Consider the following 21798-nt stretch of genomic DNA (forward strand, 5'->3'; position numbering starts at 1 on the left):
TTAATCAGGTGTAATTCCTTCTGTATTCATGAGCACCACTCGATATCCATCTGGATCTTCAATCGTCACGCCTCCTCGATCCCAGTACGGGTTCGTAGAGGTGACATGCCGTCCACCAAATGCGATCAGTCTCTTTTTCATCTGCTGAAATTCTTCTTCATCCGGAATATAGAATACAAGCAGCTGCTCTGGGTGGGGAACAGGCAAGCTTTCGTCTTCTTCATGTTTGGTGATTTCCAGATGAACATGCTGGTGAGGAAGCCCAAGCATGATCCCATCATACCCTTCATGCTGATCAAATGAGCCAATTCGTTTCAGCCCTAAACCTTCTTCATAAAAAGAAACAACCTCTTTCATGTTGACGGTCGGACGTGCGATGCGTAATTGAGCGGCTTCGAATTGTTGAAACTTCATCAGTCATCACTCCTTTTCTCTCCCTTTAGTATACGCTCTATTTTTCTCCCACTCCTCCTCATTTCGACTGTTTTTCAGTCATTCTTTCGATGTAGATGGATCAAAAAAAGCCCAGCTTCTTGAGCTGGGCTTTAAGCACCGGGCGGAACACCCGCATCGTCAAATCTTCTTTCTAAGTTGACGAATTTGTTATATTCTTTCACGAAAGCCAGTGATACCGTTCCAACTGGACCGTTACGCTGTTTCGCAATAATAATTTCAATAATGTTCTTATTCTCTGATTCTTTGTCATAGTAATCATCACGATAAAGGAACGCCACAATATCGGCATCCTGCTCAATACTTCCTGATTCACGAATATCAGACATCATCGGACGTTTGTCCTGACGCTGCTCTACCCCACGAGAAAGCTGTGATAAGGCAATGACTGGCACTTCAAGTTCTCTTGCTAGTGACTTTAAAGCCCTAGAAATTTCAGATACCTCTTGCTGACGGTTATCGCTTGATCGGCCACTCCCTTGGATGAGCTGTAAGTAGTCAATCAGGATCATACCAAGCCCGTTTTCTTGCTTCAAACGGCGGCATTTCGAGCGAATTTCACTGACTCTAATGCCAGGTGTATCATCAATGAAAATCCCACTGTTTGATAGCGAACCCATCGCCATTGTCAGCTTACCCCAGTCCTCTTCTGTGAGGTTACCGGTTCTTAGGTTTTGTGCATTGATATTTCCCTCGGCACAAAGCATACGCATGACCAGCTGCTCAGCGCCCATCTCTAAACTAAAGATGGCGACACTTTCATCTGTCTTGGTCGCAACGTTTTGTGCAATATTTAACGCGAAGGCTGTTTTCCCTACGGACGGACGAGCCGCTACAATAATCAGGTCATTTCGCTGGAAGCCAGCTGTCATCCGGTCAAGCTCTGAGAAACCCGTTGGAATCCCAGTGATATCACCTTTTCGATTATGAAGCTGTTCAATATTATCATATGTCTGAACAAGAACGTCTTTAATGTTTTGGAAAGCTCCTGAGTTTTTACGCTGAGCCACTTCCATAATGGTTTTTTCAGCATCACTCAATAGATCTTCTACTTCATCCTCACGCGTATATCCATCCTGTGCAATGGTTGTCGCTGTACGGATCAGACGTCTTAAAATGGATTTTTCTTCTACAATTTTTGCATAATATTCAATGTTAGCGGCAGTTGGGACAGAGTTCGCAATATCTGTTAAATACGAAATCCCGCCTACCTCTTCTAGTAAGTCTGTATTGGCAAGTTCTGATGTCACCGTGACAAGGTCAACCGGTTCCCCTCTATCACCAAGTACAAGCATCGCATTGTAAATCTTTTGATGCGACATTCTATAGAAATCCTCTGGAATTAATACTTCAGAAGCGAGCGTTAGCGCAGATGGTTCTAAAAAAACAGCACCTAATACGGCCTGCTCGGCTTCTATATTTTGCGGCGGCAGCCGGTCATCGAGAAGTTCCGTCATGCCAAGCACCGTCCTTTCATAAAAAAATACGCTACTCATCATTTTAACATTTTCATCAATAAAAAAGTGAAAAACATCAACTATAGTCAAAATTACCATGTGGCTGTTTCATTGAACAGCGAAACAACACACTTCAAATAGAAAGGACTCTGTAACATAAATTGTTATAGAGTCCTTTGTATCGCTTATGGGATTTGTAGCTGTTGTTGTTCAAACATGTGATTGATATTCTAACACGGCATGTACACGCACATGATCAAACCTTGCAAATATCAGGTGCGTTTTTTTAATCTATCGTTTTCTTAACTCCGTAATTCACCTTTTGTCCAATATCATATAAAGACCCGTTTTCATAACCAATAGATAGCACCAAATCAGGAATAGAATCATACCCGTTCTTCGCTAGATCAAAGAGCTGTGCACCATAATGTGATGCAGCAATGCGGGCATTTTCTGCTGTGTATGGATTTTTCAGAAGTTCTTCTTTGTAGATATCGAAAATATTCGCTCCGGTATCCGTTACAAATTGACCGTTTACAATGCTTAAATCTTTTAAATTGTAGCCTGTCACCGTTTTGATTTGATTGACAAGGTGGAACTTTGCAAGTGAATCCGGCGTGAATTGAGTCGAATCATCATTTCTACTTTTCATAATATGGAAAAATAGTTCTCTTGTATTGTTGCTTGTATTTAATATGTCTTCTATTTGGTTGATCAGTGATTCATCAGTTGATCCACTCACCACTAATTTGAAATGATTTGGGTCAATGGTAAAAGTTAAATTGGCGTTTTTAGGAATGTTCAAACCATTGGTAGAAAACAAAGCTTGCAGTTGTTCATTCACCTTTTGACGATTTAATAGTTTCTTTTCTACACTTTCTTGGGTAGGATCGTACCGTTTTTCATTACGGAAGGCGGCATCATTAGAATTATAATGTCCTCCTGTTCCATTATTAGCCCAACCAATCTCAATAGAGTAAGCTGCTTCTCTTTCCGATTTGGTTAAATCACTTCTGAAATAAGGGGAGTGTTGATTTCGATACTTATCGTATATATGACCATGAGGATCTTTAAATCGTTTATTTTGTTCATTTATTTTTTCGTATTTTTCATCTAATATTTTCATTCGTCTATCAGATTCGGTCATCACTTCGTTTGTACTTTTAATAGCTGATTGGCCTTTAGAGTCTATTTGGTTCAAATTGTTCGAAGAACTGGCTGTGTATGACGTATTAATATTCATTTTGATTCTCCTTTTTTAAGAAAATAGTGATTATTAAATATATCGGCATTTCAGTTAAAATTTGTTAGTTTAATGTCGATATAGTAATTATTACAAGGAGGGTTAATATATGACAAATACTATCTTTAAACGTTTATTATTACCAGCATTATTATTGGCGCTTGTTACTAGTTTTTTCGCACCTACGTCAGCAGAAGCAGCAATTACGGGGAATAACAGTCCTAACACTGCAAGTTCAATGGGATATTGGAAAAATAGTCGTTCAGACACGACAATCTTACCTGAAGGTGAAAATGAAGCGTATTATCAGTTTACGATCAATAAAGGTGAAAGAGTTTATGTCAGAAGTTCGTATAATAAGCAATATACGGGTATGAAAATCGAGGTGTATAATTCAAAAAATTCTGATGGGAGGTCTAGAGTCATTAATCCTGATTCAGTAACGCCCTTTATTTTTGCAAATACTGGTGACGTGACTTCAACTTCAGAAACTTATTTTGTGAAAGTGACCCGTGGTACATATACTGGGAATATGTATTTTACTGTTTCCATTCAAGATCGTATTAAATCTGGAAATGGGACATTCAATTTTACGGGGACGGCTACAAACTTGGGGAATTCTTCTTTAAATTTTTTAGGAGTTGATTCTTCTGTCATTACAATGGATTTAACGAATAATTCTTCTATTCCTAAAAGTGCAATCGTTAAATCGATTACGACAACTAGCACTCAAACACCTAACCAAGGGAATGTCACACACAAATTAATGGATAGTGAAAGTAACATTTGGTATCAATCACTTTTCTCCTCTGCAACAAGTGGTTCTTATCGTATATCTCTGGATGATCAATTAAGAGTCGCTCAAAAATGGAGCTTTAAGTACAACGCAAAAGCTACCGCGAGATCTACTATGAGCAATGTCAAAGCCGATATCCGTTACGAATATGATGTCACAGATGGATTTTAAGTGAATGATGTTAACAGATATGTACACCAATTGATCAAAGAGTAAGGGCACATCCCTTACTTTTTTTATTGCCTCATTTTTGATGATATATGTTATTTCGTCACTCTACAGTGCTTGTCATGATTGCTTCACTTCATGATATTTCGCCACTGTAAACGTATTTTTCAGCTTGAGCTGATTTTCAAGCAGATTTAGCCTCAGTTTTCCTAATGGGGGTTTCATTCTACCTACATTCCCTGCGATCTTGTCTTCAAATTGTCTATGAATTTAAGCATGATATTGAATAAGTTGTGAATTAAAAACACTAACTTTCCCCAAAACCCACCTCTTTTTTTCTAAAAACACAAGAAGGTCTATAGACTTATTTTTCTCAAAATTATTTCAAGAAGAAAAACCTATATTTAATCCTGATTCAAACAGAAGAAAATGGTAAATTTTTGAGACTGTCAAGGTTTTTTGGCATTTCTACTCTGTTTTAATGACAAAATCCGGCATTCTCTATTTCCAATCATTTGGTAGTTAGTTAGTCCTTTATTTTCTGAATATTTAGATCAAATTATCGATTATACAACTTTATGAACATTTGACTTCCTAATTGATAAACATTATCATTTGATTTGCTTGCGTGATAATTGAGAATCATTTTCATTTAAATTTTTATTACTACACTCATCCAATATCCGCAAGCCTGCCTTTATCATCATATGAGGTCAATTTGAGAAAGGGGATTTTTCACATATGGCCAAACGCACTGAAGGAATGGGTACTGATGATTCACTTTTTGGAGAAAGCCGGCCTTTTTTTATACATGGGACGGAGCAACTAGATATCACAACACACCCATACAGACTTTTTATATTTAAACCGAATACCACTCCTCCCGAAACTGGTTTTCCAGTCATGTACGTGCTTGATGGGAATTCACTTTTTGGCACAATGGTCGAAGCCATCCGTTTACAGTCAAGAAGACCTGAAAAAACAGGTGTCGTACCTGCTATCATTGTTGGAATTGGCTATCAGACAGAAGCGCCCTATCATCCGCTTAGGCATTATGATCTCACTCTTACCGGCCCTGACGTTTCCATTGGAGGTAAAAGAAAGGACTTCTCCATCCATACATATGGCGGCGCCTCTGCTTTCTTTTCTTTTTTAGAAAAGACGGTTAAGCCATACATTGAGCAGCGCTTTCCGATTAATCAGAGTCGTCAAACACTATTTGGCCATTCTCTTGGCGGGCTTTTTGTATTACACACACTATTTGAGCACCCTGACGCTTATCAGACATATATTGCGGGCAGTCCTTCTATCCACTGGAACAAAGAATTATTTCTAGAAAAAGAACACCAATTTACCAGCCGCATCCGTCAAGTGCCTATGGATGTAAGGCTACTTGTAGGTGTAGGTGAGTTAGAAAAACATCATCCATGTCAAATGAATGATCATGCCAATTCACTAGCAAATCGTATGTTGCCTTTATCGTCATACGGCTTGCATACTGCCTATCACGAGTTCCCTGAAGAAGGACATACGTCCGTTTTGCCGGTGCTGATGAATTATGCTTTTCGTTTTGCACTCTATCATGATGATCCTTTAACAACCACAGACATGAAAAAAAGCTAGTGAACACACGAAATATAGTGATCTATCTCAAAAGATTGCCCTTATCACAGGCGCAGGACGGACAACGAATGCAAGTATTTCTCTACACCCTACGCACCCTGATCTCCATCAGGGTGCTTTTTTGACAGAATAAACACACCATTTTCCAGCTCTTTCTGATACAATTCAATTGAGAATATTTATCAATTAATAAGAGATCAGGTGGTTTTATGGGAAACAATCATCAATTATGTACAAAGGTAAATGCTGAACAATGCATTTATCGATTAACATATACTGAAAAAATAAATAATGCAGATCTTCCACATACGGAGCAGCAGTTTTCAGATACTTTCTGCCTCCTCTTTAACATAAGCGGCAGCGGTTTACTTACATTGAATGATCAAAGATGGCGATTGAAAAATCTGACACTCTATACGATGATGCCTGGGGAAACATTTATGTTGAAAACAGAGCCACATCAAAAACACGAGCTCTATCTGTTTCGCTTTCAGATGTACACGCCACAAGGTCAAAGCATAGAAGAAGTATCAACTGAACAAGCCCGATCTTTACTGAATGTATGGCAATTTATCGATATTAGCTCGATTGAACACATTCATTCTTTACTGTCCGACATGACAGCAAAATGGCAAAAACCTGAATCCATTAGCTTTTTTAGAAGCCAAACCCTTTTTCAACAGCTCATCCTGCAGCTTTTCACACTGCATAAAGAAGACATTTGTGACACAACACACGCCCTTTTCAAAACAAAACAATATATCGATCAACATTCCGAAGAACCTCTCAGCCTTACAAGTCTATCTCATATGGCTGGTATCAGCGCCAATCATTACAGCGAGTTATTTAAAAAGCATTTTGATGTGAGTGTCACTGATTATATCACCAAGAAAAGACTGGCTAGAGCCAAACAGTTCATGGCAAAAGGTCATGCAAAGCTCAAAGACATTGCACAGGACATCGGCTATCAAGACCCCTATTACTTTAGCCGCATCTTTAAGAAAAAAACGGGTATCACTCCTTCTGCTTATATGAAAAGCCGTCAACGGAAAATGGCTGCCTATGGTCATTCCATACTCGGGCAGCTCACACCCATTCATATCATCCCATATGCTGCCCCTCTTCACCCTAAATGGACAGCACATGATTTTGAGCATTATGCAGAAGAAATTCCGATTCATCTGAGTGCACATCGTATCAACGAACACGCTGAAGCCAATTTACAGCAATTGAAGGAAGCACAACCTGAGCTGATCATTGCAAATGATCATGTGACAGAGGAAGAAAAACAAGTGTTGAAAACCATCTGTCCTGTGCACTTTGCTCCATTCACACAATTGGATTGGCGCACTCAATTCAGACAAATAGCTCTGTTCTTAAACGAAACAAGAGAAGCAGAAGAATGGCTGTTTCATTACGAAAAACTCGTTAATCAAGCGAAAAAGGCATGCGTTATTGATCATCCACCAAGAACCGTCCTGCCTCTTCGTATCTTTCAAGATCAGCTCTACTTATCTGTCAATCGCACCATGTCAGAAGTAATTTTTCATGACATTGGCCTTCTACCAGCTTTTCAGAATGATGGACAGCTCATCGAAAAAAAAATCAGCATTCACTCTATACAGCAGTTAGACCCAGATGCCATCTTCCTCTTGTTGCATAAAGAACCAAAAACCATTGCTTTTTATCAAAAGTTAAAGCAACAGGAGGCTTGGCAAAATCTCAAGGCTGTGACGCAACAAGCCGTCTATCCACTCGCTTCTGACCCTTGGCGTGAATACACAGCAGCCAGTCATCAACGAGTCATTCAGGACCTTTTATCTTTTTTTCCGTAAAAAGTCCATCACTAGACAGATCATTGTCTATGGATAAAAGGACGAATGACTACTACAATCTTTAATTGAGAACAATTATCAGTTAAAGGAGAAAATAAATGAAAAAATGGTTCGCATTGCTTATCCTTTGTATCATGACGATCACCGCAGCAGCCTGTGGTGCTGCAGAAAATAAACCGGCTTCAAACACAACCAAAAGCAAGTCAGCTGAAGCAGCAGAAACAAACATCAAATATTTAGATCAAACGTACAAACTCAAAACACCAGTGAAAAGAGTCGTCATTGCTGGAAGCCTAGAATCGATGGAAGATGCAAAACTACTTGGTATCGAGCCTATTGGTGCTTCTACTGTCGGCGGCACTTTCCCTGAATTATTTAAAGACATTACAGCAAAAACAGAAGGCATTGGGGAAAAAACAGAACCGAACCTAGAAAAAATCTTAAAACTAAAACCAGACGTGATACTCGGATCAACCAAGTTCCCGCCTGCAACAATTAAAAAACTAGATAAAGTTCAAACGACGATCCCAGTATCACATGTCTCTTCCGACTGGGAAAGCAACCTTTTATTACTCGGTGAACTGACTGGAAAAAGTGAAGAAGCGAAAAGCATCATTTCTGATTATCAGAAAGATCTCAAACAAGCGAAAGAAACCCTGAAAGACAAAAGCAACAACAAAACAGCTGTCATTTTACGCATTAGACAGGGCGACCTGTACGTGTACCCTGAAGACGTATACTTCAACTCTACTTTATATGGGGACTTAGGATTTACAGCACCAAGTGATATCAAAAAAGCCAAAGCACAAGCAATGATTTCATTGGAACGCCTAGGTGAACTCAATCCTGATTATATCTTTGTTCAATTCTCCCAAGAGGAAAACTCATCGAATCCAAATGCATTGAAGGACTTAGAGGGAAATAAAATTTGGAACAGCCTAAAAGCTGTGAAAAATGGACACATCAATGAAAATGTCGTTGATCCTATGCTTCAGGGAGGAACAGCACTAAGCAAAACCACCTTCCTTGATCAGGCTGTCAAATGGCTAGATCAAACCAACTAAAAAGATGCGCATCTTGACAAAGGGCTAAACATTTTAGTCCTTTGTTCTTCTTTTCAGCGGAGCTTGAAAACTTGAAGGAGAGAATACACATGAACGGAACGTTTCTATATGACGAATTGAACGGGCGTCAGCTTGATATTTACCTTCCACCAGACACCTCTATTGATGTTCCAGCTGTCTTTGTACAAGATGGCTCTTCTTTGTTTAGAACCCACCTGCTAGAGATCGAAAGCATGATTGAAGCCAAAACCATCTCGCCAATCATCATCGTCGGTATACACCCCTTCAATCGACTTGACGAATATACACCATGGAAAGCATCATCACTGCATTCTGGATTCCCTGACTTTAAAGGTGAGGCACAGACATATGTGTCATTTTTAGCAAATGACTTGCTTCCATATATCAAAAGAGAATACCCAGTTAAACAGACCGGTCATGAACATAGCCACGTAGGTGCTTCATTAGGTGGACTCTTTGCTATTTATACCTTATTCATGTACCCTGACCTTTTTAAAAACATCGCGTCCCTCTCCGGGTCATTTTGGTATCAAGATTTTCTATCGTTTGCTAAACAACAAAGCATTCAGTCTGTGGACCACCTTGTCTATTTGTCTGTAGGCAGTGAAGAAGGGAAAGGCAAAACATCTGCCCAACAGCACATGCCTTTATTCAACAAACAACTCCATGATCTTTTATTACAGAAAGGGATGCAGGAACGAAAGCTTCACTTTCACATTGAACAAGGAGAGGGCCACCATCTGAAACAATTTCAAAAAAATTTCTTATCGGCCATCAAGTGGTTTTATAAAAGAAAACCCAAATTTTTTATCAGCAAGTCACAAAGTCGATATGGTATATTGGAACGTATAGATTGAAAGAGGAGGGATTTGCGCATGAGACCTTTACAAATCTCAGCCGATACCGCACAAAAGCTTGCTGCATCACTCAATGTACCGTTAGAGCAAATCATGCATATGCCGCAGCACATCTTATTAGCTAAATTAGCGGAGCTTGAACAGAAGAAAGATCGTTCTTAAAGAAATAAAGGAGTTTACATTCATGGAACAACAACTAGAAAAATCAACATTTCATCCTCGCAGTACAGGGCAAACCATTTTGCTGATTGCTGGGATTTTACTCATTGCCTTTAACCTGAGGCCAGCCATTACGTCTGTTGGTCCTGTGATCGGTGCCATTCGTTCTGATTTACAGCTTTCAAATGGACTTGCTGGTTTCCTCACGACATTACCACTGCTCTCATTCGCATTGCTTTCTCCTATTGCACCTAAAATCGGAAAACGTCTTGGGAATGAACGAACACTTTGGCTTGGGCTTGCTGTCCTGCTCTTTGGGATTGTCATTCGTTCATTTGGTAGCATCACCTTTTTAATGATGGGAACGGCGCTAGTCGGCGTCGGGATTGCGATTTGTAATGTGCTTTTACCTGGACTTGTGAAACATAAATTCCCTGCACATGCTGGATTAATGACAAGCGTGTATACGACATCGATGTCCGTTTTTGCTGCACTTGCATCTGGTGTCAGCGTTCCGCTCAGTCATGCAATGCCTGGCGGCTGGAATACATCATTCCTTGTCTGGGCCGGACTTGCCCTTCTTGCGATGATGGTGTGGGCGCCGCAGCTTCTTCATCAGAACACAGCGGCTGTCAAAAGCATTTCACTCAAAGAGCAGCCAATATGGCGTTCACGTGTCGCATGGCAGGTGACCTTTTTTATGGGCTTGCAATCATTCCTTTTCTACAGCAGTATCGCATGGTTTCCTGATATTTTAACATCACATGGCATGAACTTAGCGACAGCGGGATGGATGCTGTCCATTATGCAGTTCACTGGTCTGCCATCGACCTTCTTAACGCCCGTTTTTGCAGAAAAATTAAAAACGCAAAGACCGCTTGTCGTCGGCCTTGTCCTTGTGTATTTACTCGGCATGATTGGTCTCCTTCTCGGAGGATCGACGCCTATTCTTGTCATCTCTGTGCTATTCATCGGCGTCGGACAAGGGGCCAGTATCAGTCTTGCCCTCACATTTATTGGATTAAGAACAACCAATATGGAACAAGCAGCTGCCCTCTCTGGAATGGCGCAGTCACTCGGTTATTTATTAGCCGCTGTTGGTCCATTCATGATCGGTATCCTTTTTGATGTGACACATACATGGACGCCAGCCATTATCATCTTTATCATCGTCCTATTTTTCATGTTTATATCCGGTATGCGTGCTGGACGAAGCGTCTATATTTCAGATCCATCATAAACAAAGAACCCGTCTCACGAGGAGACGGGTTCTTTTCTGTTTATGCTTGTTCTGTGACGTGCACCTTTAATGTTGCTTGTACTTCTGGGTGAAGCTTCACCGGTACATTTGTGTATCCTAGCGCACGGATGGCATCATTCAACTCGATTTTACGCTTATCGAGTTTGATTTGATGTTCTTTTTGCAATTTATCAGCGATCTGTTTGCTTGTGATCGATCCAAATAGACGACCGCCTTCACCTGATTTAGCAGTGAGTTCCACTGTCAGCGCCTCAAGTGTTTCTTTTAATTGTTTCGCTTGCTCAAGCTCTTGGATGGCATTCTTTTTCTCTTTGTTTTTCTGCCCTTCCAATGCACTTAGGTTCGTTGGAGTTGCTTCAACAGCTAACCCTTGTTTGATGAGAAAGTTGTGAGCGTATCCGTCAGCTACATTTTTGACTTCGCCTTTTTTCCCTTTGCCTTTTACGTCTTTTAGAAAGATGACTTTCATCTTTGAACCCCTCCTTCGAAATATTCGTCTATGGCAGCTTTTAACTTCTCTACCGCTTCTTCAATGGTTATACCATAAATCTGGGTCGCAGCGTTAGTTAAATGACCGCCACCATCTAATGCTTCCATAATAATTTGAACGTTGATATCCCCTAACGATCTTGCACTAATACAAACCGTATCGTCATCTCGCCTTGCGACAGCAAATGATGCTTCAACCTCACTCATCGACAAGAGAGAATCAGCCGTTTGTGCGATCGTAATTTGATCATAATACTCAGACCTGTCAGACGGCAAGGAAGCAATCGCTACCTGATTTTGATACAGCTCTGTATGCTGAATGAGCTTTGCCCGTTTGATGTAATGATCGACTGTCTCTTTCAAAAACTTTTGCACAAGGACAGGATCTGCCCCTTTTGCACGAAGGTAGGATGCTGCATCGAACGTTCTTGACCCCGTTCTGAGGGAGAAACTCTTCGTATCCACGATGATCCCAGCAAGAAGTGCTGTGGCTTCAATCATGTTAATCCGCAATTTCTTCGGCTGATACTCTAACAGCTCTGTCACAAGTTCTGCTGTAGATGAAGCATACGGCTCCATATAGACAAGTAAAGGATCACGGATAAATTCCTCACCACGTCTATGGTGGTCAATGACAACGACGTTTTCGATCTTATTTAGCAGTCGTTCTTCCATCACAAGGGACGGTTTATGTGTATCTACGACCACAAGCAATGTGTCATCCTTTGCAAGCTCCATCGCTTCCTCAGGCGTGATAAAACGGGACCAAAGTTCTTCATAATTTTTAATTTCACTAATTAAGCGTTGAACGCTATCCCCAATCTGGTTGGCATCAATGACGATGTAACCTTCTTTTCCATTCGCCTGAGCAACCTTTAAAATCCCGATCGAGGCACCGATAGAATCCATGTCGGGGAACTTATGCCCCATGATCATGACATTACCGCTTTCAGATACAATTTCTTTTAAAGCATGTGAAATGACCCGTGCGCGTACTCGTGTCCGTTTTTCCATTGGATTGGTTTTCCCACCGTAGAATTTCACTTTCCCATTCGGCTGTTTAATCGCTACCTGATCTCCGCCCCGTCCGAGGGCAAGGTCAAGACTCGACTGCGCAAGTGCGCCAAGTTCTTTTAAAGAAGGAACAGACGCACCGATTCCAATACTAAGGGTAAGCGTGGCGCTATGTGCCCCTGTTTTCTCACGAACCTCGTCTAAAATGGAAAACTTCGACGCTTCAAGCTCTGCTAAGATGCTCTCATTTAATACCGCCATAAATCGTTCAGATGAAATTCTTTTTAAGAAAATGCCGTATTCTTGTGCCCAATTGTTTAACAGCGATGTGACTTCACTATTTATCGCGCTGCGCACCTGATCATCGAGACCTTGTGTGACATCATCATAATTGTCTAAAAAGATATAAGATAACACCGTTCGTTCATTTTCATACTGTCTTTCAATCTGCACTTGTTCCGTGACATCAAAGAAATATAAAAGGCGCTCTGACCGTTTAATAATGACTTTGAATTTCCGGTCATTCAGCGTCACATTTTCTGTCTCAACCTCTTGTTTAATAAGAGGCACAATGGATTCAAATGTATCATACAAGGATCTGCCGACAAGTGTGCTTTCATGGAAGCACGAAGCGAGAAATGGATTGGTCCATTCGATATAATACTGGTCATTAAACAGCATAATACCAATTGGCATCTCCATTAATGCTTCTTCTCCAACCTTTTTGACTCGATAGGATAATGTTGAAATATATGAATCAATCTCTTTTTGCACCTGCGTATCTGCCCACTTTAAAAAGTAGAGCACACCCGCAAGGACTAAAAGACCAACCGCTCCTATGATCCAATTAAAATAAAGGTTGAGGAGGACTGTGATCACCGCAAGAACAATTAACGCGAAGATCGGATACTTGATGACAGGTTTTCGATAGAAGCTTGGCACTGATATCAACTCCTCAACATTCAGAGTGAATTATTTGTTTTTACTTTTTCTCTTAAATCAAAGCCTATGTCAGCAATCCCTATAATACGCACAATCACACCGATTGGCGGAAAGAGAATCGTCAATACGACGGCAAAAATGGGTACCACTTTTGAGATGTTTTTTTCGTGGCAATAATAGAAGATAAAAGAAAAGCCCTGAATAAGCACCAGTATAAATAAAATTTGAAAAGCACTCGTTTGCACGAGCGATAAAAAGCTGCCTTTCTCCGGCTGAATCAGCATCAAAAGCAGTGTGAGTAAATAATACCATACCATGCTTTTTGGCAGTCGCATATCCTTAAATTTCTTAAGAGCTGGCATGTCTGGAACAAACCGTTTGATCAACGGCCGAACAAACCAATGATTGACGAAAGACATCAGCGTGACAAAAATCAAAAGCGCTACAGGTAAAGAATTTAATGCCGTATCCTGCATCTCTCTAAACTGCTTGAGTTGTTTTGCTATGTCCTGATCAGAAGCGCCTGATTGTTTTAAGGTACTCTCTACCATCGGCATGATTTGGTCAATTGATTCCTTTGCGACACCCAGTATATCTACTTGAAACAGCTGGACACTGACAACAAAGTAAATGAGAAAACTGAATAAGTAGATCAGCGCACCCGTAATAATCGCCTGACCTGGCTGCCTCCTGCTGTAGAAAACACCCATACCTACTCCAACAGCAATCAGCATTGGCGCACTTAACAGCCCATTAATAGACCCAATTAAAAAGCTGATCACTATGCCAATAGCGCCAGCCGCAATTCCTTTTTTCAAGCCATGCCTGATTGTATAGAGAATGATCGGAATTGGAGCAGCCATGAAGAAAATAATGGATAAAAGTGGCACATACAAATAAAACAGCGTCATCACCGCAAAAATACTGATCATGATAGCGCCTTCTACTAACGCTTTTGTTTGTTTCACACCTTCACCTCAATCCAATCATTTTTCTATATCTTGCTCAATGTGTACTTCTATGTATACGTACGATGTACGCTCCGTCATATCTTGACCCAACCTTTATTTTACCATAGCCGCAAATCGCAAGTAAAATGCAGGCTATTCCAAGAGCGTTTCACGTGGAACAACTTAGATCGTCTTGTACATGCAACTTTTCAGACAGCATGTTACAATTTTTTAGATTATTCTTAGCTATAAACCCTGAATTCAAGGTCAAAAGCTGTTAGAATAGAAACATCATCAATAAAAGTAAGAAGGAGAATTCACATGGGAAAAACACTCGTATTCGGACACAAAAACCCTGACACAGACACGATTTGCTCTGCTATCGCTTACGCTGATCTGAAAAACAAAATTGGCGTTCAAGCAGAAGCTGTCAGACTTGGAGAAATCAATGGAGAAACACAATACGCATTAGATTTCTTTAAACAAGAAGCACCTCGTTTCATTGAAACGGCTGCAAACGAAACAAAACAAGTCATTCTTGTCGATCATAACGAATTCCAACAAAGTGTAAGCGATATTGATCAAGTACAAGTGACAGAGGTCATTGACCATCACCGTATTGCCAACTTTGAAACAAGTGAACCTCTTTACTATCGTGCTGAGCCAGTTGGCTGCACAGCAACGATCTTAAACAAAATGTACAAAGAGCACCAAGTCACAATTGAAAAAGAAATCGCTGGTTTGCTTTTGTCTGCGATCATTTCTGATTCCTTGCTATTCAAATCCCCAACATGCACACAGCAGGATGTTGATGCTGCGCATGAACTGGCAAAAATCGCAGGAGTAGACCCTGAAGTATATGGTTTAGATATGCTGAAAGCAGGAGCTGACCTAAGCCAAAAAACAGTCCAAGAATTAATCACACTGGATGCAAAAGAATTTGCACTAGGTAACAGCAAAGTCGAAATTGCACAAGTTAATACAGTTGATATCGCTGAAGTAACAGCAAGACAAGCTGACATCGAAGCAAAAATCAATGAAGTCATCGCAGCGAAAGGTCTTGATCTATTTGTTTTAGTGATCACAGACATTCTAGAAAATGACTCTCTTGCGCTTGCCCTTGGTGCTGAAGCAGCAAAAGTAGAAAAAGCATTTCATGTCACACTTGAAAACAACACTGCTTTACTAAAAGGTGTTGTATCAAGAAAGAAACAAGTTGTACCTGCACTGACAGACGCACTTTCATAATAAACACTAAAAGACTGCTGACATGTTCAGCAGTCTTTTTTCTTCTTTTAGTGAATGTACATATCGCTGACAAGAATATCCTTTAGCACGCTTGTTGGAATCGTGAATTCAACTACACCCATGTAACCAGGCGCCACATCATATTCATTGAAGGAAATCACCAGTTTGCCTTTTGAATTGATATAGAAACTTTGATCTGGCTGAATCTTCTTAAACGGATCAACCGTATCTTGCTTCGTCATCCAGTAAATCTTATTTGAATCCTCTTTCATCTGTTTCTTCATTTGTTCTTTAATATTTTCACTAATCACATCAATATAACGGTCATCTTTAAACAGACTTGGTAATGTAATGAGTACATGGTTTTTCTTATCCACCGTATCATATGTCATTTCCTCTGCCGCAGAAGCCTGAGTTGTCACCTTGTATCGACCTAGTGAAAGAATTTGATCATTATTTGTTCTTACTTCATATCCGCTCTCTACACTCAAATGACCATTTTTATAACCCTTTGTTTCCTTTTCAAAATCTTGATACAGCTTTTTGTTTTCAGCTAAATATTTTTGATTCAGGCTGTCTTGTAATTTTCCGTCCCCAAGCCCTGAAACGTGTGGTGTTTTGAGATCAATATTTGTTCCCTGATCGCTCTTTTTAAATTCTGTGAACGTCACGACTTTCACAAGCTCTCCAATGATGGGTACTTCTGAAATCGCTCTTGCTGCCTGCGGACTGACATTTACAGTGGTGACAAATAAAGCAGCCGCAGCAACAAGTCCGATCGTCCATTTCTGAAAATGAGGTTTCTTGTTTTTTCGTTTTAATGTCCGTTCAACCATAGCATCGTATTCCAGGGGAATAGGGATTTCTAAATATTCCTCTTTTAACTGTTCCAAATGCTTATCCATTTATATTTCCTCCTGCGATAATTCTACTTTTAAAAGCCGCAACGCCTTATATAATCTTGTTTTAATGGTGTTTTCATTTTCTCCAAGAATATGAGCAATGTCCTCTAGCTTTAAATCCTCAAAGAATCTTAATATAATGATGACCCGATACATCTCCGGCAAATCTTCTATCGCCCGTCTGACATCTTGATCCTCATAGACATCCGATTCACCCTGTGATAAAAATTCAAGCGTGTCATCGTCTGTCACTTGCACACGCTTCTTCTTTCGTAAAAAGTCGAGGGCAGCGTTTACGACGATTTTATAAAACCAGCTATGCATCTTAGTCGCATCCTCTAATCGGTGAACAGATTTGAGTGCTTTATGAATCGCCTCTTGAACGACATCCATCGCATCTTCTGGGTTTTTGACATAGCTATAGGACAATCGATAAAAACTGTGTTTATGCTCCATTACGTAATCCGCAAATTGATCATCAATCTTTCGTTTCTTCATTTTACAAAGAGCTCCTTTATCTTAAATGCGCATCTGTTATTTCTTACATTGGATAGACGCGCACCTGTTAAAAATAGTTTGCGCTCCATTATTTTTTTAACATGTCATCCCATTTACGTTTCTATACAAAAAGAGCGAACCTGACGGGTTCACTCTTTTAAAGCCGTTATTTTTTGATAAACAAATGGTTTGAGTGGTGATAGCGGATGAATGATGGACACTCCTGTTTCCTGCTCCACCTGCTTTGCAGCGTGAACCATCGAGAGCTGCATCACACAAATATCTCCATGCTGCTGCCTTAACTGTTCCATAATTCGCTCATGATAGGCTTGTATATCACCGTTCAAGCAAAGATGAAAGACATCCTCTAGCACAACCACTTCTGCCTTCAACTGCTTTCCCCTCTCTTTTGCATATGAAGACAGTCGCTTCATCGTTCCTTCTACTGTATCTGGGTTTGAAAACACAAGCTGAAGCGGACCCTCTCGCTCACAAATCTGCTCAAATAACGGCTCATCTATCGGAACAATTGGTTGTTTGAACAGGTGCTGCTGCTCCCCCAAAGCCGCAATGTATTGTGTACACGTTAATAAAACAAGATCAGCCTCTCCTTCTTGCATGAGTCTGTTGATGGCATAGGTTTGCTGCTGCTCAAGATCAAATGCGGAATCTTGTTTGGCTCGTTCCATAAAGGTTGAATCGACGATGTGATGCAGATCAAATCCTGTGTCATAGAAAGCGTCGTCAATGTAAGAAATATTAGATGGATGTGCGTGAAGGCAGTGTAATCGAATCATTAGGTCCGCTCCTCATAAAAGTTTTCACTCATTATATCAATCCTTGTATGAAATAGGGCGCAACATGACCATATTGTTAGGGAGATATTGAAGGAGGGATTCTACCTTGAAAGAAGATCAACAGCCTACATCATCTTCAGAGTCAGAAGAAACCTTGACGAATCGACAAGGTCACCCGGTAACAGATAATCAAAACATGAGAACCGTTGGGAATAGAGGGCCGACTACGCTTGAAAACTACGATTTCCTAGAGAAAATCAGTCATTTTGATCGTGAACGCATCCCTGAACGTGTCGTTCACGCACGAGGTGCCGGCGCACACGGATACTTTGAAGCCTACGGTACATTCGGTGACGAACCCATTTCCACTTATACAAGAGCCAAATTATTTCAAGAGAAAGGAAAAAAGACCCCTGTCTTCGTTCGATTCTCTTCTGTTATTCACGGCGGACATTCACCAGAAACTTTACGCGATCCGCGGGGATTTGCGATCAAATTTTATACAGAAGACGGCAACTGGGATCTCGTTGGGAACAACCTCAAAATTTTCTTTATTCGAGATGCTTTGAAATTCCCTGATTTGGTTCATGCCTTTAAGCCTGATCCTGTCACAAATCGTCAGGATGGCGAGCGCATTTTTGATTTCGTTTCACAATCACCTGAAGCAACACATATGGTGACATTTCTCTTCTCACCATGGGGCATTCCCGCCACATACCGGCACATGCAAGGCTCTGGCGTCCATGCCTATAAATGGGTGAATCATGAAGGAAAAGCAGTACTGGTCAAATATCACTTTGAACCGAAGCAAGGGATTCGCAACCTGACACAAGAACAAGCCCAAGCCATTCAAGGGGAAAACTTTAATCATGCCACACAGGATTTATATGAAGCCATTGAACAAGGGGATCATCCTGAATGGGAAGTATACGCTCAAATCATGGAAGATGACACCCACCCCCATCTAGACTTTGATCCACTCGATCCGACAAAGCTCTGGTACAAGGATGACTATCCATGGAAACCGATCGGACGAATGGTGCTAAACAAAAATCCAGAAAATTATTTTGCAGAAGTGGAACAGGTTGCCTTTGGAACGGGGGTTCTTGTAGACGGATTAGATTTCTCAGATGATAAATTGCTGCAAGGACGTACCTTCTCATACTCTGATACGCAGCGATATCGAGTCGGGCCAAATTATTTACAGCTGCCGATCAATGCACCGAAAAAGCATGTTGCCACCAATCAGCGAGATGGGCAAATGGAATATCATGTGGATCAAGGAAAAGGACAAAACCCCCATGTGAATTATGAACCGTCCATTCTAGGGGGATTAAAAGAAGCGCAGCAAGATGGAAAGGATCATACGCCTTTTGTAGAGGGTGAAGTCAAACGAGAAGCCATTGACCGCCCGAACAATTTCGGACAAGCGGGAGAAACCTATCGCCGCTTCAATGATTGGGAACGTGAGGAACTGATTAAAAACTTAGTCAACACCTTAGCTACCTGCCAAAAAGACATCCAAGACCAAATGATCGAAAACTTTACAAAAGCTGATCCTGACTACGGAAAACGTGTGGCCGATGGCTTAAAAGCCTTCAAACAAGAGGAGCCAAGCGGACCAATTGGATCAACAGGCGCGGCACAGGCTGTCAACGATGCGATCAACAACAGCACCCCTTCAGATCCTTATTAATGAAAAAAGAATGCAGCGGAGTGGCTGCATTCTTTTTGTATACATCTATTAAGCGTTTTGACCTTTTTTGATCCATTCTGCTACATTGACTGTACGTTTCGCCTGATGTTTTGCGGCTGCTTCTGCATCCTCTTGGATCTTTCCATTTTGGTCAACAGTCACACTCACACCGTAAGGGTTACCCCCTGCGCCGTATAGGGAATCATCCGTGTATCCAGGAGCGGCAATAATGGCTCCCCAGTGGAACATCGTTGTATACAGGCTCAGAACTGTCTGCTCCTGTCCGCCATTTGGGTTTTGTGCAGATGTCATCGCACTCACTGCTTTGTTTGCTAGTTTCCCTTGGAACCATAAACCGCCTGTTGTGTCTAAGAATTGCTTCATTTGAGCCGGTAAGTTACCGAAACGTGTCGGCATGCTGAAAATAATGGCATCTGCCCACTCTAAGTCACTTAACTGAACCTCAGGGACATCTTTTGTTTCATCTAAATGTGCTTTCCATGCTGGATTTGATGCAACAACTGCTTCTGGTGCCAATTCAGGAACCTTTAAAATTTTGACTTCAGCACCAGCTTCTTTCGCTCCAGCCTCAGCCCATTTTGCCATCTGATAGTTTGTACCTGTTGAACTATAATAAATAATCGCTAGTTTTACGTTTTCCACTTGTTCCATCTCCTTTTGTTTGGTTTGCCCAAATAGCTTCTGTAAAAATCCCACCTGTATTCCCCACCTTATTTAAATTGACGACGATACCACAATGCCGCAGCATCGACTTCTTCTCTCGTTAGCTGATGTCCACGATTTTCCCAATGAAGCGTTACGGATGCTCCCGCCTCCTGAAGCAGTTGCTCTAGTTCCTGAGATTCCTCAGGGCGACACATTGGGTCATTTTCACCAGCTGCTATAAAGACTTGTTTCCCCGCTAATGAAGGTAATGAAACCCCTCGTCTTGGGACCATAGGATGATGCAGGATCGCTCCTTTCAGCGCATCTCCGTAATGGAATAACAGACTTCCAGCAATATTCGCCCCGTTTGAATAGCCGATGGCTACCACATTGTGACGATCAAATCCATACTTATCTGCTGCTTCCCCGATAAATGTATATAATTCCTCTGTACGCTCAATTAAATCTTGCTCATCAAAAACACCCTCTGCCAAACGCCTGAAAAAACGCGGCATGCCGTTTTCTGATACATTTCCTCTCACACTAAGAACAGATGCTTCAGGATCTACCACTTCTGCAAGCGGCAATAAGTCTTGCTCTGTCCCGCCAGTTCCATGCAGCATGAGAAGGACAGGTTTTTGTTCATTCTTTCCTTTTTGAAAAAGATGCTTCATCATGAATCTCCTTTCCCTTTGATTTCTCTTACCTCAATCGGCAGCACGATTTGTTCAATTTGACTACGCTGCGCCTCATATTGCGGTGGCAGTTTCAACGCTTCACCCATCGTTTCCACAGATTCATCATGTGCAAACCCTGGAGGATCGGTCGCAATCTCAAATAATATGCCGCCAAGCTCTCTAAAATAAATCGCATTGAAATAATTTCGATCTTGCACAGGCGTCACTTGATATCCGCTTTGCGCCACATGTCTTTGCCAATCTAATTGATCCTGATCATCTGTTGCTCTCCACGCAATATGATGTACAACACCCACGCCCATACGTCCTCGTGCAACAGGTGTCTTGTTCACATCAATGACATTGCCGATTTCTCCAAACGAACGGAATCTCACATAATCTCCTTCAGTGCCGACTTTTTCAAGTCCCATCGTTTGCTCTAGCAGCTGCATCGTTTGCTCAGGCTGTGAAGTTAATAAAACAGCTCCACCAAATCCTTTAATCGCTACTTCTGGTGTTACCCCATTAAATGTCCAGTCATTCTGTTTTCCTTCTTCACGCTCTACAAGTTCTATCAATAAACCGTGCGGATCTTCAAATGAGAGAAAGGCCTCACCAAAACGTTCAATCATTTCATAAGAAACGTCAAACTGCTCAAGCCGTTCCTTCCAAAAAGAGAAGGCACCGGTCGGTACGACATATGTTGTCACACCTACTTGACCTGCTCCAATTTGTCCCTTTTGTGCACCTGGCCAAGGGAAAAACGTAATAATGGTACCTGGAGAACCTCCTTCATTTCCAAAATATAAATGGTATGTGCCTGGATCATCAAAATTGACGGTCTTTTTCACGAGACGCAGACCTAAAACACTTGCATAAAAATCAACGTTCTCCTGAGGATGACCAACAATTGCTGTGATATGGTGAATTCCTGCTGTTTTCTTCACTTCTAATGACCTCCTCTTCATGACGTAACATGTCC

The 21798-nt window shown here is 41.2% G+C and carries 21 protein-coding genes; 9 read left to right on the forward strand and 12 right to left on the reverse strand.

Annotated elements, in window-relative coordinates:
• The 3 genes from NST01_RS19115 to NST01_RS19125 form a co-directional block, all read right to left on the reverse strand.
• Positions 1–414 carry a VOC family protein gene (locus NST01_RS19115; RefSeq protein ID WP_341042484.1) on the reverse strand — a complete coding sequence of 138 codons (414 nt, stop codon included), beginning with the start codon at positions 412–414 and terminating at the stop codon, positions 1–3.
• A gap of 131 nt (positions 415–545) precedes the next feature.
• A complete protein-coding gene (gene dnaB / locus NST01_RS19120) occupies positions 546–1910 on the reverse strand; it encodes a replicative DNA helicase (RefSeq protein WP_003214779.1) in 1365 nt (454 codons plus the stop codon).
• A 286-nt stretch (positions 1911–2196) separates the two neighbouring features.
• On the reverse strand, positions 2197–3153 hold the full coding sequence (locus NST01_RS19125; protein WP_129548008.1) for a DUF4885 family protein: 957 nt from the start codon (positions 3151–3153) through the stop codon (positions 2197–2199).
• A gap of 109 nt (positions 3154–3262) precedes the next feature.
• Here NST01_RS19125 and NST01_RS19130 point away from each other — a divergent pair, with 109 nt between their 5' ends.
• From NST01_RS19130 to NST01_RS19160, 7 genes are all read left to right on the forward strand, one after another.
• Positions 3263–4120, forward strand: a complete 858-nt coding sequence (locus tag NST01_RS19130) for a hypothetical protein (protein WP_017359891.1) — start codon at positions 3263–3265, stop codon at positions 4118–4120.
• Positions 4121–4858: 738 nt separating this feature from the next.
• Positions 4859–5740 (forward strand): alpha/beta hydrolase, encoded by an 882-nt coding sequence (locus tag NST01_RS19135; protein ID WP_212357633.1) that lies wholly within the window; start codon positions 4859–4861, stop codon positions 5738–5740.
• A 209-nt stretch (positions 5741–5949) separates the two neighbouring features.
• Positions 5950–7575: an ABC transporter substrate-binding protein gene (locus NST01_RS19140; RefSeq protein WP_212339398.1), complete on the forward strand. Its 1626-nt coding sequence runs from the start codon at positions 5950–5952 to the stop codon at positions 7573–7575.
• Between the two features lie 98 nt (positions 7576–7673).
• Positions 7674–8639: an iron-hydroxamate ABC transporter substrate-binding protein gene (locus NST01_RS19145; RefSeq protein WP_017359887.1), complete on the forward strand. Its 966-nt coding sequence runs from the start codon at positions 7674–7676 to the stop codon at positions 8637–8639.
• An 89-nt stretch (positions 8640–8728) separates the two neighbouring features.
• A complete protein-coding gene (locus NST01_RS19150) occupies positions 8729–9517 on the forward strand; it encodes an alpha/beta hydrolase (protein ID WP_025208333.1) in 789 nt (262 codons plus the stop codon).
• An 18-nt stretch (positions 9518–9535) separates the two neighbouring features.
• The gene (locus NST01_RS19155) at positions 9536–9679 is read left to right on the forward strand and encodes a YycC family protein (RefSeq protein ID WP_008347524.1); all 144 of its coding nucleotides are present in this window, start codon (positions 9536–9538) and stop codon (positions 9677–9679) included.
• A 22-nt stretch (positions 9680–9701) separates the two neighbouring features.
• A complete protein-coding gene (locus NST01_RS19160) occupies positions 9702–10916 on the forward strand; it encodes a CynX/NimT family MFS transporter (RefSeq protein WP_017368453.1) in 1215 nt (404 codons plus the stop codon).
• Between the two features lie 40 nt (positions 10917–10956).
• Here NST01_RS19160 and rplI read toward each other — a convergent pair whose 3' ends face one another.
• The 3 genes from rplI to NST01_RS19175 are packed head-to-tail and all read right to left on the reverse strand — an operon-like array spanning position 10957 to position 14350.
• Positions 10957–11406, reverse strand: coding sequence for a 50S ribosomal protein L9 (gene rplI, locus NST01_RS19165; protein WP_007497423.1), 450 nt, complete (start codon positions 11404–11406; stop codon positions 10957–10959).
• On the reverse strand, positions 11403–13382 hold the full coding sequence (locus NST01_RS19170; protein ID WP_017359884.1) for a DHH family phosphoesterase: 1980 nt from the start codon (positions 13380–13382) through the stop codon (positions 11403–11405). The genes rplI and NST01_RS19170 overlap by 4 nt, the downstream gene beginning before the upstream one ends.
• 20 nt (positions 13383–13402) lie before the next feature.
• Positions 13403–14350: a YybS family protein gene (locus tag NST01_RS19175; protein ID WP_025208334.1), complete on the reverse strand. Its 948-nt coding sequence runs from the start codon at positions 14348–14350 to the stop codon at positions 13403–13405.
• Positions 14351–14653: 303 nt separating this feature from the next.
• On the opposite strand from NST01_RS19175, the gene NST01_RS19180 reads away from it, so the two are divergent.
• Positions 14654–15580 (forward strand): manganese-dependent inorganic pyrophosphatase, encoded by a 927-nt coding sequence (locus NST01_RS19180; protein WP_206114136.1) that lies wholly within the window; start codon positions 14654–14656, stop codon positions 15578–15580.
• Between the two features lie 47 nt (positions 15581–15627).
• On the opposite strand, the gene NST01_RS19185 is transcribed toward NST01_RS19180, so the two are convergent.
• The 3 genes from NST01_RS19185 to NST01_RS19195 all read right to left on the reverse strand — a co-directional run bounded on the left by NST01_RS19185 (position 15628) and on the right by NST01_RS19195 (position 17777).
• Positions 15628–16485 (reverse strand): DUF3298 and DUF4163 domain-containing protein, encoded by an 858-nt coding sequence (locus tag NST01_RS19185; RefSeq protein WP_212339401.1) that lies wholly within the window; start codon positions 16483–16485, stop codon positions 15628–15630.
• Positions 16486–16980, reverse strand: coding sequence for an RNA polymerase sigma factor (locus tag NST01_RS19190; protein WP_007497431.1), 495 nt, complete (start codon positions 16978–16980; stop codon positions 16486–16488).
• A gap of 149 nt (positions 16981–17129) precedes the next feature.
• Positions 17130–17777 carry a hypothetical protein gene (locus NST01_RS19195; RefSeq protein WP_212339410.1) on the reverse strand — a complete coding sequence of 216 codons (648 nt, stop codon included), beginning with the start codon at positions 17775–17777 and terminating at the stop codon, positions 17130–17132.
• Between the two features lie 196 nt (positions 17778–17973).
• Between NST01_RS19195 and katX the strand changes: the two genes are divergently transcribed.
• Positions 17974–19473 carry a catalase KatX gene (katX, locus tag NST01_RS19200; RefSeq protein ID WP_230677060.1) on the forward strand — a complete coding sequence of 500 codons (1500 nt, stop codon included), beginning with the start codon at positions 17974–17976 and terminating at the stop codon, positions 19471–19473.
• A gap of 48 nt (positions 19474–19521) precedes the next feature.
• Here katX and wrbA read toward each other — a convergent pair whose 3' ends face one another.
• From wrbA to NST01_RS19215, 3 genes are read right to left on the reverse strand one after another with little or no spacing between them, the layout of a single operon-like run.
• Positions 19522–20145: an NAD(P)H:quinone oxidoreductase gene (gene wrbA, locus NST01_RS19205; RefSeq protein WP_045034926.1), complete on the reverse strand. Its 624-nt coding sequence runs from the start codon at positions 20143–20145 to the stop codon at positions 19522–19524.
• A 59-nt stretch (positions 20146–20204) separates the two neighbouring features.
• Positions 20205–20816, reverse strand: a complete 612-nt coding sequence (locus NST01_RS19210) for an alpha/beta hydrolase (RefSeq protein WP_024718443.1) — start codon at positions 20814–20816, stop codon at positions 20205–20207.
• Positions 20813–21784, reverse strand: a complete 972-nt coding sequence (locus NST01_RS19215) for a ring-cleaving dioxygenase (protein ID WP_171465983.1) — start codon at positions 21782–21784, stop codon at positions 20813–20815. The genes NST01_RS19210 and NST01_RS19215 overlap by 4 nt, the downstream gene beginning before the upstream one ends.
• Positions 21785–21798 lie beyond the last annotated feature (14 nt).

It is taken from the genome of Bacillus sp. FSL R7-0166 (genome assembly GCF_038008935.1).
Lineage (GTDB): Bacteria > Bacillota > Bacilli > Bacillales > Bacillaceae > Bacillus > Bacillus altitudinis.